The sequence below is a fragment of the Acidobacteriota bacterium genome (assembly GCA_019347945.1).
Classification (GTDB): Bacteria; Acidobacteriota; Thermoanaerobaculia; order Gp7-AA8; family JAHWKK01; genus JAHWKK01.
This window is the reverse complement of record JAHWKK010000010.1, coordinates 1-15,898: the sequence shown is the minus strand read 5'-3', so window position 1 is coordinate 15,898 and position 15,898 is coordinate 1. Positions and strand designations below refer to the sequence as shown.

General features: G+C 61.6%; 12 protein-coding genes and 1 pseudogene. 2 read left to right on the top strand and 11 right to left on the bottom strand.

Annotated elements, in window-relative coordinates; translation table 11 throughout:
* Positions 1-14: 14 nt before the first annotated feature.
* From KY459_08220 to KY459_08170, 11 genes and pseudogenes are all read right to left on the bottom strand, one after another.
* Positions 15-1,202 (bottom strand): acetyl-CoA C-acetyltransferase, encoded by a 1,188-nt coding sequence (locus KY459_08220; protein ID MBW3564695.1) that lies wholly within the window; start codon positions 1,200-1,202, stop codon positions 15-17.
* A 97-nt stretch (positions 1,203-1,299) separates the two neighbouring features.
* The gene (locus KY459_08215) at positions 1,300-1,746 is read right to left on the bottom strand and encodes a biopolymer transporter ExbD (protein MBW3564694.1); all 447 of its coding nucleotides are present in this window, start codon (positions 1,744-1,746) and stop codon (positions 1,300-1,302) included.
* A 27-nt stretch (positions 1,747-1,773) separates the two neighbouring features.
* Complete coding sequence (locus tag KY459_08210) at positions 1,774-2,196, bottom strand: biopolymer transporter ExbD (protein MBW3564693.1); 423 nt, start codon at positions 2,194-2,196, stop codon at positions 1,774-1,776.
* A 34-nt stretch (positions 2,197-2,230) separates the two neighbouring features.
* A complete protein-coding gene (locus KY459_08205; protein ID MBW3564692.1) occupies positions 2,231-2,929 on the bottom strand; it encodes a MotA/TolQ/ExbB proton channel family protein in 699 nt (232 codons plus the stop codon).
* A 49-nt stretch (positions 2,930-2,978) separates the two neighbouring features.
* Positions 2,979-3,704, bottom strand: coding sequence for a TonB family protein (locus KY459_08200; GenBank protein ID MBW3564691.1), 726 nt, complete (start codon positions 3,702-3,704; stop codon positions 2,979-2,981).
* 11 nt (positions 3,705-3,715) lie between these two features.
* Positions 3,716-4,534: a hypothetical protein gene (locus KY459_08195; protein ID MBW3564690.1), complete on the bottom strand. Its 819-nt coding sequence runs from the start codon at positions 4,532-4,534 to the stop codon at positions 3,716-3,718.
* Between the two features lie 209 nt (positions 4,535-4,743).
* Positions 4,744-5,445: a tryptophan 2,3-dioxygenase gene (locus KY459_08190; protein MBW3564689.1), complete on the bottom strand. Its 702-nt coding sequence runs from the start codon at positions 5,443-5,445 to the stop codon at positions 4,744-4,746.
* A 52-nt stretch (positions 5,446-5,497) separates the two neighbouring features.
* Positions 5,498-6,718 (bottom strand): bifunctional 3,4-dihydroxy-2-butanone-4-phosphate synthase/GTP cyclohydrolase II, encoded by a 1,221-nt coding sequence (locus tag KY459_08185; GenBank protein MBW3564688.1) that lies wholly within the window; start codon positions 6,716-6,718, stop codon positions 5,498-5,500.
* A gap of 9 nt (positions 6,719-6,727) precedes the next feature.
* Positions 6,728-6,913: a nitrile hydratase subunit beta gene (locus tag KY459_08180; GenBank protein ID MBW3564687.1), complete on the bottom strand. Its 186-nt coding sequence runs from the start codon at positions 6,911-6,913 to the stop codon at positions 6,728-6,730.
* A gap of 24 nt (positions 6,914-6,937) precedes the next feature.
* Positions 6,938-8,407 (bottom strand): annotated as a pseudogene (locus KY459_08175) (ATP-grasp domain-containing protein).
* A gap of 5 nt (positions 8,408-8,412) precedes the next feature.
* Complete coding sequence (locus KY459_08170; protein MBW3564686.1) at positions 8,413-9,201, bottom strand: enoyl-CoA hydratase/isomerase family protein; 789 nt, start codon at positions 9,199-9,201, stop codon at positions 8,413-8,415.
* Between the two features lie 95 nt (positions 9,202-9,296).
* On the opposite strand from KY459_08170, the gene KY459_08165 reads away from it, so the two are divergent.
* The gene (locus KY459_08165; protein ID MBW3564685.1) at positions 9,297-14,309 is read left to right on the top strand and encodes a S8 family serine peptidase; all 5,013 of its coding nucleotides are present in this window, start codon (positions 9,297-9,299) and stop codon (positions 14,307-14,309) included.
* Positions 14,310-14,425: 116 nt separating this feature from the next.
* Positions 14,426-15,601, top strand: coding sequence for a type IV pilus twitching motility protein PilT (locus KY459_08160; protein ID MBW3564684.1), 1,176 nt, complete (start codon positions 14,426-14,428; stop codon positions 15,599-15,601).
* Positions 15,602-15,898: the final 297 nt, after the last annotated feature.

Below are 15,898 nucleotides of genomic sequence, written 5' to 3'. Positions count from 1 at the left end.
CGATTCTCACGCTGCTACACGGCTTCGACCACCATCGCGATTCCCTGCCCACCGCCGATGCAGGCGGAGGCCAGGCCGTACTGCTTACCAGCTCTGCGAAGCTCCTTGAGAAGCGTATAGACGAGCCGGGTCCCGGTCGCCCCCAGCGGATGCCCCAGCGCAATCGCGCCGCCGTTGACGTTGAGTTTCTCTTCGTCGATGCCGAGCTCTTTGACGACGGCGAGGATCTGGCCGGCGAAGGCCTCATTGATCTCGATCAGATCGATCTCGTCGAGCTTCATTCCCGCGCGGTCGAGCGCGCTTCCGATCGCGGGCACTGGTCCGATCCCCATGATCGCGGGATCGCAGCCGGCGATCCCCCATGAGACGATCCGGCCGAGCGGTTTCTTTCCGGCCGCCCTCGCACCATCCCCCGTCGTCACCACGACCATCGCAGCACCGTCGACGATACCGCTGGCGTTTCCGGCGGTGACGAAACCGTCCTGGGAAAACGCCGGCTTGAGCTTCCGGAGGCCCTCCAAGGTCGTATCCGGACGCATGTGGTCGTCCTTGTCGACGACGGTTTTCTTCCTGCCGACTTCGATCGGCTCGATCTCCTCGTCGAACTTTCCGGCCTTCGCAGCTTCGGCAGCGCGCTCCTGGCTGCGGATGGCGTACTCGTCCTGGGCTTCCCGCGAGATCTCGTACTTTCGCGAGAGGTTGTCCGAGGTTTGCGCCATGTAGAAGCCGCAGTAGGTGTCGAGCAGGGCGACCATCAACGAATCTTCGAGCTGTCCCTGGCCCAGTCGGAATCCGGTGCGGGCGCCGCGGATGACGTGCGGAGCCTGCGACATGTTCTCCATTCCGCCCGCGAGCACGGTTTCGGCCTCATCGAGCAGGATCTGCTCGGTGGCCGAGACGATCGACTGGATGCCGCTGCCGCAGAGACGATTGACGGTCAGAGCCGGAACTTCCTTCGGCACGCCTGCCTTTAGGCCCACGTGGCGTGCTCCGTAGATCGCATCGCCGGAGGTCTGCAGCGCATTGCCGACGATGACGTGATCGATCTCCGAGGGCTCGACTCCGCTTCGCTTCATGGCAGCCGAGGCGGCGTGAGCGCCGAGGTCGAGAGCGGTGATTTCGGTGAAATGGCCGCCGTACTCCGCCATCGCGGTTCGGGCGCCGTCGAGAATGACGACTTCTTTTCGCTCTGCGGTTTTCAAGGATTCCTCCGTTCTTCAGGGAGTGGACGAATGCGTTCAGAAAAAAGGCACGCGGTGGAACGCGTGCCCATTCAGTTCAACGCGATGACGAACCGGACTACTCCCTCGCCAGCTCCCGCATCGTTTCGCTCGGTTGCCAGATGTCCTCGACGATGATGCCGATGTTCTCGGCTCCTGCCGCGCGTGCCGTGTCGAGGAAATCGACCGTCTCGTCGTAGTTGGCTTCCGGATCGCCGGCGAAAAACACCATCTTCCCTGTGTTTCCTTTCAGCGTCTGCTCCAGCCTGGGGCCAAACTCGGCGAGCGGAACCTGCTGTTTGTTGATGAACGCGTTTCCGTCCTTGTCGTATCGCAGGATGATCTGAGTCGGGTCGGGGACCACGGTGACGCCTTCTTCCGGCTTCGGTGGAACCCTCACCAGATAGCCCATCTGAACGACGGGAACCATCACCATGAAGATAATGAGCAGCACGAGGATGACGTCGACCATCGGCGTCACATTGATCTCCGACATCGATCCGCCGGTACCACCACTTACCTGCATCGATCTGCTCCTTTCCGAATCATGGGTTTACTGGACACCAGCTTCTTCCTCGGTGATGCGACGCATTGCGGCGGCACGATCCTCGGGCTCGGTGACAAGTCCGATCCTCTCGAATCCGACCTCCCGGGCGGCTCGAAGAACCGCCATCACGTCACCATACTTGCCGAACTTGTCGCCTTTGACCGCGATCTGAGTTCCCGGGTTCTCCTCGAATTTTTCTTCGAGCGCTCTGACGAGATCCTCTTCCCGCACCGCGTTGCCACTAAAGTACGCAATCCCATCCTTGACCGAGATGACGATCTGACCCTCTTCTTCCGTTTTCTCGGGCGATTCCGTAGTCGGAAGCGTGATGTTGGTGGAGGCCTCGACCATCGGCGTGACGACCATGAAGATGATCAGCAGCACCAGACAGACGTCGACGAACGGCGTGACGTTGATTTGCGACGTCATCGGACTCGACGCCAGCTCGACGAGCTTGTTTTGTTTAGGTTGCCCGTGACTCACTCATACCCCCGGATTCTGCTTCCTTGATGAAATAGATCGACATCTCGGAGCCTGAATTCGACATCTCGACGGTGAAGCGGTCGACGCGGTTCTGGAAGTAGTTGTAAGCCCAGACGGCCGGGATTGCGACGAACAGTCCGACGGCGGTGGAGATCAGCGCCTCGGCGATGCCGACCGAGATCTCGTTGAGGCCCGCGCCCTGACCGATGGCTTCGAAGGCGTTGATGATTCCGACGACCGTACCGAAAAGACCGACGAAAGGCGCCGTCGCGCCGATGGTCGCGAGCCCGCCGAGATTCTCCTTCAGCTCGGCAACCGTGATCATCGCGGTCCGGTCCATACCCTGGCGAGCCGCTTCCACTGTGATCTCGTGATCGGTGATTCTCTTGTCTCGCCGTCCCGCCTCGAACTCGAGAAGACCCGCCGCGATGACCTTTGCGAGGTGGCTCTTCTTGTACTTCTTGGTGACGTCGATCGCTTCCTGGTACGCGCCGCGACTCAGCACGTTCGAGAGCGAACCGAGCAGCTTGAGCGACTGGTTCTTTGCCTGGGTAAACAGGATGAACCGGTCGATCATCACCCAGATCGAGTACAGGGACATCAGAACCATCAGGATGAAGGTCGACTTGACGATGATCGTCATCGTCTCCCAGATTTCCATTGGTGAAAAACCAGCCATTACGTATCCTCCTAGCCCTTACGGGATTTGTCTTTTCTTCTCTTGGTCGTCAGTTCAGCCTGAAGTTGACGGTCAAACTGAAGATGACATCGACCGGCTGCCCATTGAGCGTTCCCGGTCTGAATTTCCATCTCTTCACAGCATCAACCGCCGACTGGTCGAGTCCGAATGAGAGCGGCTTCAGAACCTTGACGTCAGTGACGTTGCCCTTCCGGTCGATCACGGCTTCGACGATGACGATTCCGGAGACGCGCGCTCGACGCGCCACCTCGGTATATTCCGGCTCGACTCTTCGGATGACCTCGGGAGCCTTGACATCGCCGCCCACTCGAACCGGGCCGGTGTCGGCAACCACTCCACCGATCACTCCACCGAGGACGCCTCCGACGACACCACCTTCGACGCCGCCCTCGACGCCTCCCTCGACCCCTGTTTCAACCTGCGCGGGCTCCGGCAGGTCCGGAATTTCGTCCGGAATCACGGTCGGAGCGACGTCGGGCGTGGACTGGACGACCTCGACCGGGGTGGTGGTCTGGACCACCGCCTTCGGTGGCGGCGGCGGTGGGGGTGGAGGCGGTGGCGGCGGTGGGGCTGCTGCCACCGAGTACTGAACGACCTGCGGCGGTGAGTTGGTGGGAAATTGTACCGCCCAGATCGTCATGAAAACGACGGCGATCAGCGCCGCGGCGTGCAGTCCGATCGAGATCGGAAGCAGCATTGCCCGGCGTTTGTCCATCGGCCTTTTGCGCGATTCGACAGCTGTGGTCTCGAACATCGCTCTCTCCGTTATTCTGACGGCGTTGTTGCGGCTTCCGCCTCGGCTTCGGCGGCTCTCTTCCGTGCAATCGCGATTGCGCGCTGCCGGTATTCGTCGGCTTGGTTGATCAGAGCCGTTTTCTCTTCGAAGTCGTCCGTCAGGACGGCCTCCTCACGATACAGCAGGTTCGTGAAAACGAGCGCGTCGAAATACTCGGGATCGCGCTCGAGAGCCTGGCCCAGATTGTCCTTCCCCCTCTCGATGAACTCGAGCGCCTCTTCACGGGACGACGCCAGCCCTTTGGACACCATCTCATAGAGGATTACACCGAGGGTGTAAAAATTCTCCTTGGTCGGCTCGGTGTCGATGACTCGCTGGTACCAGACCAACGCGTCCCGAGCCTCTCCCTTTGTCGCGAGCAGATTCGCGATCGACTTCATCACCAGGACGTCGTCCGGGTCGTCTTCGAGCGATCGTTCGAGCCGTTGGATCGCCAGGTCAGTCTGGTCGGAGTTCAAAAGGAGATTGATCAGCACTTCCTCTGCAGCAGGATCGTCGGCCTCTTCCAGATAGCGATTCAGATAGGCCGCCGCCTGCCTCGCATGCACTCCCGTGGAGGGATCGCCCGCCTTGAACAGGCCGAGATGGCTGTAACCGATCATCCGGTCCAGCTCATCGAAGTTCTCGAGCTGCTGTGCCCGCTTGTACAGCTCGAGCGACTCGCCGTAGTTGCCTTCCATGTAGAACCTGTTGGCATCCTGAATCGTGCTCCGCGCGCGCACCTGGTTGCACGCCATCGTCGCGAACGAAAGCGCGACGACAGTGATCAGGCACAGTGATCGCTTCATCGAAATATTCTCCATTGTTTGCTTGCCGCACCTGCCGGCCCGAGCCGGAACCGAAGGTCGCCTCAGCGGCTCTGATGAGTCGGCTCGCGAGTCTAACGACCCATGGTTTGCCGGGTCAAGATCGTTTTCCGAAGCCTGACAGTCCATCTGTCTCATCTTACCCCTTCCATGATGTTCAGCAATTCGTTCGCCACCGCCCGTTCACGGAATCAATAAACGGGCCTGATCTCTTCAGTGAGGTCACTGATCATCTCCCACAACGCGGGAAACAACGGCTCCCTGGTCCCATTTTCGAGTTGACTCACGGGCACATTCTTCAGAGACACGACCCGCGACCCGATCACCCGCATCGCGAGCTTCATGTGTGTGTACCGCCATTTCATGAAATTTTCGTCGTACTGGAGCAGCGCCTGAATCAGCCGGTGGAGGTCGTAGTGGACCGCCGGCTCGCGCTCGACATCGATCGGCCGGACGCCTCGCGACTCCAGCAGAGCTTCCACCTGGGGCCAGACCCGCTCTCCGACGTCGAGCAATCGACCAAACCCCGGTGACTCCTGACCGCTTCCCCTGCCGAGCGACGAGGTCCTGATCACGTGATAGTCGGCCGGCGCCATCGTCTCCAGAATCTCGATCTGCTTTCTCAGCAGATCGAGGATCCATGCTTCTCTCGTCAGAAGATCCGCCGCCTGGTGAATCTGCCTCTCGCTGATCATCGCCCTTGCCCGCTCGATCTCGTAGTCGACCAGACGGAGCCACAGCTCGGCCGCCTGATGCGTGGTCTGGAAAAGCATCTCGTCCGGATTGATCAGATCCTCGGGACTCTTCTGCAGCTCGAGCAATTCCTCCGTGCGAATGTATCGCTCGTAGTCGGTCGCTCCCCTGCCTTCGAGAATGGGTCCGGTGTGGGTCATCTCTGCCGCCTGACGACCAGAACGACGATCTTCTCCTGCGCTTTCCCCGTTTTCAAACGAGCTCCAGCATGTGTCCCAGCTTTTTCTTTTTCGTTTCCAGGTATTTACGTGTTCCTTCCGACGGAACGATCTCGAGCGGAATCCGCTCGACGATCTCCAGACCATAGCCTTCGATCGCCACATATTTCGCCGGGTTGTTGGTCAGCAGACGCATCTTCCGGACACCCAGATCGCGAAGAATCTGGCTTCCGGTTCCGTAATCGCGAATGTCCGGAGCGTAACCGAGTTTCTGGTTCGCCTCGACCGTGTCGTCCCCTTCGTCCTGGAGCTGGTAAGCCTTGAGCTTGTTCAGCAGGCCGATGCCACGGCCCTCCTGGAGAAGATAGAGGATCACGCCTTTTCCTTCGGTGGCCACCAGCTCGAGCGCCTTCTCCAGCTGGTCGCCACAATCGCATCGATCCGATCCAAAAACATCTCCGGTCAGACACGCAGAGTGAACCCGGACGAGAACCTCGTCCTCCTCCGAGATCTCGCCCATCGTCAGCGCGACGTGCTCTTCGCCCGTGATGTCGCTGCGGTACGCGATGACTCGGAACTCGCCATAAGGAGTCGGCAGCTTCGGAGATGCGACTCGGTAGACGTGCTTCTCCATCTGCATCCGGTATCGGATGATCTCGGCCACGGAAACGATCACGAGCCCGTGCTCGACCGCGTACTCACGAAGGTCGGGAAGCCGGGCCATCGTTCCGTCGTCCTTCATGATCTCGCAGATGACCGCGGCCGGGGTAACGCCAGCGATCGCGGCGAGGTCGACCGACGCTTCGGTCTGCCCGGCTCGCTTCAGCACACCACCTTTTCTGGCGCGAAGCGGAAAGACGTGACCAGGCCTCACGAGGTCAGCGGGCTTCGTCTCGGGATCGATTGCCGTTCGAATCGTCTCTGCCCGATCCCTTGCCGAGATGCCGGTGGTCACCCTTCCCCGGGCTTCGATCGACACAGTGAACGCCGTACCGAAGTTCGACGTGTTCCGCTCGACCATCAGGGGGAGGCCCAGCTCCTCGCACCGCTCCTCGGTCAGCGCGAGACAGATCAGCCCGCGCCCGTACTTCGCCATGAAGTTGATCGCCTCGGGCGTCACCCTCTCGGCCGCCAGACAGAGGTCCCCCTCGTTCTCCCGGTCCTCGTCGTCGACGATGATCACCATCTCGCCCCGGCGGTATCGCTCGGCGGCGTCCCTGATGCTGGCGAATGGATCAGCTCGCTCTTCGGACATGACGCCCTCTCAATGTTGCTCGGTTTGCTCGAATTCCGGGTCTTCGATCAATTGATCGACGGCTGCCGCGAGCTCTGCTTCGCTCAGCACTCCTTTTTCGACCAGAAGATTGATCACGGCCTGCAACGCGACCCCCTGGTCGAGCACCATCTGGGTCATTCCTTCCTCGAGCTCCAGATCCTCGTCAATACTCATTTGCTCTCCCCCCTCCGGGTGGGGTCACTTTCCCCAGTTCCCGGCCGTATCCCATACATCCTGCAGTCGGCGGGCCGGATCGGCTGAATCCGCCGACGATTCGCTTCTCTGCCGGGCAACCATCGCGGCAATCGCGAAAAGTCCCCCGACGTCCTTCTTCATCAGATCGATTTCGTGTCGCTCGAGAAACCCGGTGTCGTGCCTGGCCTCCCGGAAGCCCGGGTGATCGAGGATCCTTCGAAGATGACCGATGTTGGTCCGCACACCGAGGACCACGAGCTCCGCCAGGGCGCGGCGCAACCGCGCGATCGCTTCGGCTCTCGACTCTGCGAATCCGATGATCTTGGCGAGCATCGGATCGTACCGGACCCCGATCTCGCTCCCGGCTCCGACACCGCCGTCGACTCGGATGCCCGGACCCGAAGGCTCCCGCCACGCCACGATCCTCCCGGTCTGGGGCAGATAGCCCTGATCCGGATCTTCTGCGTAAACGCGCGCTTCGATCGCATGACCACGCGGCTCGATCGCGTCCTGCGACCATGGGAGCGCGCTCCCGCCCGCGATCTCGATCTGCGCGCGCACCAGATCGACGCCCGTCACGAGCTCGGTGACCGGGTGCTCCACCTGGAGACGCGTGTTCATCTCGAGAAAATAGAATTCGCCGCCGCTCATGATGAGCTCGATCGTTCCGGCGTTTTTGTATCCGATCCCGCGGGCCGCTCGCACGGCCGCGTCGGTCATCGTCTCGCGCAGATCTTTCGAGAGCGAGGGAGCGGGACTCTCTTCGATGATCTTCTGATGCCGCCGCTGGACCGAGCAGTCGCGCTCGTAGAGATGGATGACGTCCTCACCGTCGCCGAGGATCTGAACTTCGACGTGTCGGGGCTTGTCGAGCCAGCGCTCGATCAGAAGGCGGTCGTCTCCGAAAGCGCGGGAGGCTTCGCGCCGGGCCGATTCGATCGCTGCCGGCAGCGCCGCCGGTTCTTCGACCCGCTTCATCCCTTTCCCACCGCCGCCGGCGCTCGCCTTGACCAGAATGGGGAACCCGATTCGCCCGGCCTCCCCGATCAGAGTCGCGTCACTCTGATCCTCTCCGTCGTAACCGGGAACGACGGGCACACCGAGGGCGGAAACCAGCTTTCGCGCCTCGGTTTTCGATCCCATCTTCTCGATGGTCTCCGCGGAGGGACCGATGAACACGATGCCACTCTCCTCGCAAGCCGCGGCAAGCTCGGGTCTTTCGGACAGGAAGCCGTACCCGGGATGGATCGCCTTCGCATCGGTTCGGCGGGCCGCATCGATGATTCGGTCGACGGAGAGGTACGTTTCGCCGACGGTTCCGGCTCCGAGCGAGGTGGTCTCGTCGAAGGTGCGCGCGACGACCGGCTCGAGGTCGTCCTCCGCGCGCGCCAGAATGGTGTGAATGCCCATCTCGCGAGCGGTCCTGGCGATTCGCGCGGCGATCTCTCCCCGGTTCGCTACGAGGATGCGATCGATGGTCAGACTGCCCACGGGGCTTTTTCCTTCTTGAGAAAGGCCTTCATACCGGCCTGTCCCTCCTCCGAGGTGCGGCGGTCGGCGATCGCTTCGATTGTGTAGGGGATTGCTTCGGCGAGCTCACTGTGGGCCACGTGCTCGATCAGCCGCTTGCACTCACGAACCGCCTGGGGCCCGGAAGTGCGGAGATTCGCAACCGTATCCTCGACGGCCTGGTCCAGATTCTCGTCGCCCTCGACGATCGTATGGACGAGTCCGATTCGGAGCGCCCGTTCGGAATCGAACCGCTCGCCGGTGAGAAAGAGCGCCCTCGCGTGTGTCTCTCCGATTTTTCGAATGACGTACGGCGAGATGACCGCGGGCAGGATCCCGAGCTTCACCTCGGAGAGTCCGAACTTCGCTCCCTTTTCCGCGATGACCACATCACATACCGCTACGAGCCCGACGCCGCCGCCGATCGCAGCGCCGTGTACGCGTCCGATCACCGGGATCGGACTCTCGTTGATCGATGCGAACATCTTCGCCAGACCAGCCGAGTCCCTGATGTTCTGACTCCGGTCGTAATCGACCATGCTCGCCATCCAGTTGAGATCGGCGCCCGCACAGAAGTTCTTTCCACTCCCCCTGAGCACCACGGCTCTCAGATCGTCGCGGCCATCGAAACCGTCGAAGAGCTCCAGCATCTCGCGAATGAGAGTGTCGTTGAACGCGTTGTGGACCTCCGGACGCTGCAATTCGATCGTGACGACACCTTCGCGTTCGACGACGTTCAGTGTTTCCAGTTCGGACATCGAGTCTCCATGTATCATGGTTTCCAGAAGTTGAGCGCTGCGTCCGATAGCTTATCGCAGCGGTCGTCCACCCCTTACCCGGGAAGGTTCACGAAATGCGCAGGACAATCGGTGCAATCCTCGTCTCATTGATCGTCGGCGGACCCGCGTTGTTCGCGTCCGGTCCGAAGATCGTCCGGATCGATGGAGCCGCCGAGGCAACGGCGGACCGGCGCCCGATTCACATTCATGCGGGACCGTTCGATCCTCTGATCGAACGAGTCGACACCGCGGGAATCGAGTCAATGGAGCGAACAGACGATCGGTTTGCGCTCCTCCAGTTCCACCCGGGCCCCTTCGATGAGTGGAAAGACGAGCTGGAGAGCGCCGGAGTCGAGTTCGTCGGATACGTCCCGGACGGCGCATGGCAGATTCGCGTTCCCGCCGGGACCTTCCGGATCGCGAGCCATGCCGGAGTTCGATGGGTCGAGCCGTATCAATCCGGCTGGAAGGTGCATCGCTCTCTCTGGCCCGGATCCGACGACCCCCGGCATGAGGTGATCGTCGTTCCCTTCCGCGGGGAGAATCTCGAGCGGATCGCCCGGACGATCGAAAAGTCCGGTCGCGCGTGGAGCGTCACGCGAATCGATGACGGTGCGGTTCCCCGTCTCGTGGTCTCTGTCTGGCCCGAACAGCGCGACCAGTTCGTCATCGAAACGGCCGGCGTGACCGGCGTGGCGTGGCTGGAGCCGGTTCTCGAGCTCCGCTTCGAGAATGAGCGCGCGTCGAGCGTCATTCAGGGCAACGGCACGAGCCCCTCTCAGCGAACGTTCTTCAATCGTGGTCTCACCGGGACCGGACAGATCGTCGCCGTCGCCGACAGCGGCGCCGACGTCGACGCATGTTTCTTCCGATTTTTGAACGGCGTCGAAGCCGTCACCTCGGCCGATCTGACCGATCAACCCGAGCTCGGCAGCATCTTCGCCGACCGGAAGGTCATCGGTTACTGGGTGCAGCGCGGCGCCGATCCCTACGACGACAACGAGACATGCCCCGGAGGGAGTAGCCCGACGGGATTCCACGGCACTCACACGGCTTCCTCGGCAGTCGGAGACAATCTGGCCACTCCGTCGACATCCACATCGCCCGGGATCGATCCCGGAGACGGCATGGCTCCGAACGCTCAACTCCTCTTTCAGGATGTCGGCTCGTCGGATGGCTGCCTGAGCGGCGCAGGAGACCTCTTCAACACGTTTCTGCAGGCTCTCAGGGCCGGGGCGAAAACCCACACGGACTCGTTCGGCGGCGCCACCACCGGCGATTACACCGTGACCGACCGGATCGTCGACACCTTCCTTTTCGAGCACGAGGGAATGACGATTTTCACCTCGGCTGGAAACGACGGGCCTGGCGCCGGAACCTCCGGCTCTCCCGGCAATTCGAAGAACATCGTCGCGGTCGGAGCGCTCACATCCGGCGCCGATCCGACTACCAGCGCTTCGTTCTCCGGGCGTGGGCCGACCAGTGACGGGAGAATCAAGCCGGATCTTCTCGCTCCGGGGTCGGGGATCGTCTCCGCGGGCGGCAACACGACGTTCGGCGACGGCAACTGCGGGACCCGCACGCTTTCCGGAACGTCGATGGCCAGCCCCATCGCGGCCGGCGGTTCCGCGCTCGTCCGGCAGTATCTCGAGCAGGGCTACTATCCGACAGGCTCGCCACGTTCCGACGACTCGCTGGACGCGACTTCGACTCTGATCAAGGCGATTCTCCTCAATGGAACCCGCCCGCTCCCCGACGGTGGAGAATTCGGCAATTTTCGCCACGGCTGGGGGCGCGTCTTCCTCGACGGAAACGTCTTCTTTCCCGGAGACACCCGGGAGATGCGCGTGTGGGATCTCCCCAACCTCAGCGGCGTCTCCACCGGCGTCACTCACGAGTACGCCGTCAACGTCGGTTCGGGTGAGGAGCTGCGCGCCACACTGGTCTGGTCGGATCCTCCCGCGTCATTCGGCTCGGCCATCGCGCTCGTGAATGATCTCGACCTCGAGGTCACCAACGGTTCCGAGACGTTCCGGGGCAACGTTTTTTCTTCAACCGGCGAAAGCGTACCGGGAGGTGAAGCTGACCGGAGGAACAACGTCGAGCAGGTCCGGTTCACTGCACCCTCCGCGGGGAGCTGGACCGTTCGTGTCCGCGCGCATGGCGTGCCCGGTAACTCGACTTTTCTCTCAGATCGCCAGGGATACGCGCTCGTGGTCTCGCATCAAACGTGCGACACGGCTGTAACCTTCGCTCCTACCCGTCTCTCTGCGACGTCGAATCCGGTTCAGGGAATCGATCTCCGGTTCGAGCCTGCCGACGGATCGAGTGTGACGCAGATTTACCGCGCGCCGCTCGACGATCCGGACGACTGGAAATACGTCGGGTCTTCCGCGTCGGGCCTTTTCACCGACTCGCGAGCGCAGGGGGGCGAGACGTATTTCTATCGCGCGAGAGGCGTCGATGGATGCGGAGAGGGGCCGGCGTCGGCGACGGCTCTCGGAACCTCGACGAGTGGCTGTGACATCGAGCCGGAGTTCGACGGTCTGCAGTCCGCGACGCCCGCGAGTCCGAATTGCGCGGTGTTTCTCGAATGGGAACCGGCCTCCAAACGCTGCGCTCTGGGCGAAACGATCTTCTACAACATCTACCGCTCGACCGATCCCGATTTCGTTCCGGCTCCGGGCGAAGAGCCGATCGCTTCCGTGCGCAACGACACCAGCTACATTGATACGACTGTGGAGTCCGGCGTCCGCTACCACTACATCGTCCGCGCCGAGGATACGGCCTCCACCGGTACCGGACCACACGAGGGCCGCGAAGAGAAAAACATCCGGCGTCGCAGCGCAATCAGTACCGGTCCGGCGACGGCATTCGGTGACTGGACAGACGACGCGGGCGACACCTCTTCTCTCGTCGACCTCGAATTTCCCTGGCACGTCTCGACGCGGCAGGCGCATAGCGGAACGAAATCCTACTTCGCGGGTCGCGAGAGCGGAAACTACCCGGCACTCACCTGTGCGGCGCTCACCACGCCGGCACTTACGCTCGGCAACAATCCGACGATCACTTACTGGGCACGGTACAACCTCGAGTTTCAATGGGACGGCGTCATCGTCGAGATCTCCACCGACGGAGGCAGATCATGGAGTGACCTGCCGCCCTCATCCGGCTATCCATCGTCGCTCTCGGAAACGCTCAATCCACCCATCAACCAATGCGGTTATCCGGCGACCCAGGGGGCCTTCAACGGCCCGGCGACAAACGACGGACTGACGGAATGGACTGAGTTTTCCTCGGACCTCGCGGCGTACGCAGGTGAAACGGTGCGCATCCGGTGGAGACTGACCACCGATCCGGGTGCCGAGTTCGAGGGCTTCTACCTCGACGACATCACGGTCACCGAGGTCGGCATCCCCGGTCCCTGCATTCCACTGGTGCTCAGCCCCGAGGCGGATTTCTCGTGGTCGCCACGATCGCCTCTGTCGGGCTTGCCGGTCGAGTTCACAGACGAATCGATCCGGCAGCCGACATCCTGGTCGTGGGACTTCGGCGACGGTTCGAGCTCCTCGGAACGGAATCCTTCGCACACCTACCTCGAACCAGGGGACTATGAGGTGACTCTCACCGTCGCGAACAACGCGGATTCGGACTCGATCACCCGCGTCGTCCCGGTTTACGACAACAACCTCTCCTATGAGATCCGCGGCGTCATTCCGGGACAGGCCCGAACGCGCGGCGCGCAAAACTCCTTCTTCAAGACGTCGTTCTGGATGACGAACCTCTCGACCCAGCCGACCTCAGTCCGTCTTCGCTACCTCGCGACACCGGTTCAGGCCGACGGAGGAGCCGAGGGCGCCATCATCCGGCGAGTCGAGCCGGGCGAGTCGATTGCGTTCTCGGACGTGCTCGAGGAAGGCTTCGGAGCGACGACGAACACCGGAGGCTCGATCGTGATCGAAGTCCCCTCGAATCTGCCCGTCCCGGTCGTCACGACGCGAACCTACAACCAGCCGGGGCAGTTCTCGGGCACCTCCGGCCAGTACATTCCGGCGGTCCTGCTCGAAGAGGGCGACGGAACCTCCGCGAGGATCGACGGACTGACCGATAACAGGTCGTTCCGCTCGAACATCGGTGTCGTGAATCTGGAGAACATCGTGATGACCGCGACCCTCCGCGTCTTCGACGAGGAAGGCGTCGCGCTCGGATCTCCCGTTCCGATCACCGTCCAGCCTTACTCCATGCTTCAGGTCAACCGGATCACCAACCAGGCGGGCGCCGGGAGCCTGGACGTTTTCAGCGTCCTCGTCGAATCGGACCGGGAGATGTTCGTCTACGCTTCGAAGCTCGACAACGTCACCTCCGATCCGACCTACATCTCGAGCACTCTGTCTGCCCGATCGCTCCAGTGGATCGACGGTGTCGGCTCTCTCGCGGGAGCGGGCGGGACCTTCTTCCGATCCAATCTCTCGCTCACCAACCGGAACGGATCCGCCGCCAACGTCACGATCATCTACAGACTCCGGGGCACCGGACAGCCTTCGATCGAGCCGGCATCGCTGATCATTCCCGCGGGAACGAGCATCTTCTTCGAAGACTCGGTGGTCGAGCTCTTCGACCGTCCCGGAACGGCGGGGACGTTCGAGATTATCTCCGACGTTCCTCTGGTCGCCTGGGCGCGTACCTTCAATGACCGCGATCTGTCGGGAACCCTCGGGCAGTACATTCCGGGATTCGGCGAAGAGGATTTGATTCCGTCGAGCGGCTCGATCATTCAGGGGCTCACAGAGAACAGCGAGTTCAGAACCAATGTCGGGATCGTCAACGTGAGCGAGACGCCTGGGCACGTCGTCGTCCAGGTCTTGGCGAAAAGCGGACAGATGCTCGGTCAGAAGACCTATCCGGTCGGGGCGAAGGAAGCGCGTTTCGTCGGGAGGCTTCTGACGGACGTCGTCCCCGGATCGTCTCCGGCGGACGCTTACCTGATCCTGATTCCGTCGCAGCCGGGAGCCTTCTACGCGTGGGCGTCGTACGTCGACAACCGCTCGACCGACCAGACCTTCGTCCGTCCGGTACGCATCCCCTGAGGAGAGAGGCCCGTGCCCGGGCTCATGAGCAAGCAGGGGAAAACCGCTCGAAAAGGGCAAATAGCTCCCCGGTTTGCTAAGATGAGTGGTTGACGGCGTATCTGAAAGGACGTCCGGTGCACATAAACGACTTATTGAAGATTGCAGCCGAGAGGCGGGCATCCGACCTTCACATCAAGGTCGGCTCCCATCCGGTCATCCGTGTGGACGGGGAGCTGATCCCGCTGGTCGAGCTCAAACGCCTCATGCAGGAGGACACCATCGCGATGGCCTTCTCCATGATGTCCTCGCGCCAGAAAGAGAAATTCAAGAACAATTACGAGATCGATTTCGCCTACTCGGTACCGGGTCTCGGGCGTTTCCGTTGCAACATCTTTCAGCAGCGCGGCACGGTCGGACTCGTGCTGCGCGTCATTCCCGTCAAGATCAGCTCGGTCAGGGAACTGATGCTGCCGCAAGTCATCGAGAGGATCTGCGAGGAGCGTCGCGGCCTCATTCTCTGCACCGGAACGACCGGCTCCGGAAAGTCGACGACCCTGGCCGCGATGATCGACTACATCAACGCCCACCGTACCGAGCACATCATCACGGTCGAAGATCCGATCGAGTTTCTCCACCGCGACAAGAAGTCGATCGTCAACCAGCGAGAGGTCGAGGTCGACACCAAGTCGTTCGCCCAGGCCCTTCGATCCGCGCTTCGCCAGGATCCCGACGTCATCCTCGTCGGCGAGATGCGCGACTACGAGACGATCGAGACGGCGCTCACCGCGGCCGAGACCGGCCACCTCGTTCTCTCGACGCTTCACACGATGGATGCGACCGAGACGGTCAACCGGATCATCTCGGTCTTTCCGCCCCACCAGCAGAAACAGATCCGTCTGCAGCTGGCCGCGGTCCTGAAGGCAGTCGTCTCGCTCCGTCTTCTTCCGCGCGCCGATGGGCTCGGCCGTGTTCCCGCCTGCGAGGTGATGATCTCGACCGGCTACATCCGCGACTGCATCGAGAACAAGGAAAAAACGAAGCTGATCAAGGACGCCATCTCTCAGGGCACCTCGCAGTACGGTATGCAGACGTTCGACCAGTCGATTTTCGTTCTCTACAAGAACGGGCTGATCACGGTCGAGGAAGCGCTCAGACGTGCTTCGAATCCGGACGAGTTCAAACTCAAAATGCAGGGGATTCAGTCGACATCCGACATCGCACGGGAGGAGATGGAGAGCAAGCTGTCGATGCCGGGTGACTCCGATCCGTTCAGCGACGACTCTCCATTCGACTTTTCGAACCAGGCGTAAGAAGAGAAGAGTGAAGAGTGAAGGGTGAAGAGTGAAAAAAGGCAGACCCTCGTCCTTCACTCTTGACTCTTCAACCACCCCCACCTAGATTCTTCGCCCGCGCTGCGCCCGGCTCATAATGACGAGTGCTGCGTTTTCGCGAAGCGACGATCATGGACGAATGCTTAATCTCGCGAGATCCAAACACTCGTCATCCTGAGCAATTGACCGGCGCGTTGCGCCGGTGAAGCGGGAATGAAAACCGGAGCCCGCAAAACTCCGCACCCCATACTCAAACCGACGTCGTCCCGAGCGGGC

What these genes read in the sequence shown, in the direction of transcription:
- KY459_08215 (MBW3564694.1), bottom strand. Translation starts at nt 1,746, where the DNA reads ATGCAGGTAAGTGGTGGTACCGGCGGATCGATGTCGGAGATCAATGTG.
- KY459_08210 (MBW3564693.1), bottom strand. Translation starts at nt 2,196, where the DNA reads ATGACGTCGCAAATCAACGTCACGCCGTTCGTCGACGTCTGTCTGGTG.
- KY459_08205 (MBW3564692.1), bottom strand. Translation starts at nt 2,929, where the DNA reads ATGGCTGGTTTTTCACCAATGGAAATCTGGGAGACGATGACGATCATC.
- KY459_08200 (MBW3564691.1), bottom strand. Translation starts at nt 3,704, where the DNA reads ATGTTCGAGACCACAGCTGTCGAATCGCGCAAAAGGCCGATGGACAAA.
- KY459_08195 (MBW3564690.1), bottom strand. Translation starts at nt 4,534, where the DNA reads ATGAAGCGATCACTGTGCCTGATCACTGTCGTCGCGCTTTCGTTCGCG.
- KY459_08190 (MBW3564689.1), bottom strand. Translation starts at nt 5,445, where the DNA reads ATGACCCACACCGGACCCATTCTCGAAGGCAGGGGAGCGACCGACTAC.
- KY459_08185 (MBW3564688.1), bottom strand. Translation starts at nt 6,718, where the DNA reads ATGTCCGAAGAGCGAGCTGATCCATTCGCCAGCATCAGGGACGCCGCC.
- KY459_08180 (MBW3564687.1), bottom strand. Translation starts at nt 6,913, where the DNA reads ATGAGTATTGACGAGGATCTGGAGCTCGAGGAAGGAATGACCCAGATG.
- KY459_08170 (MBW3564686.1), bottom strand. Translation starts at nt 9,201, where the DNA reads ATGTCCGAACTGGAAACACTGAACGTCGTCGAACGCGAAGGTGTCGTC.
- KY459_08165 (MBW3564685.1), top strand. Translation starts at nt 9,297, where the DNA reads ATGCGCAGGACAATCGGTGCAATCCTCGTCTCATTGATCGTCGGCGGA.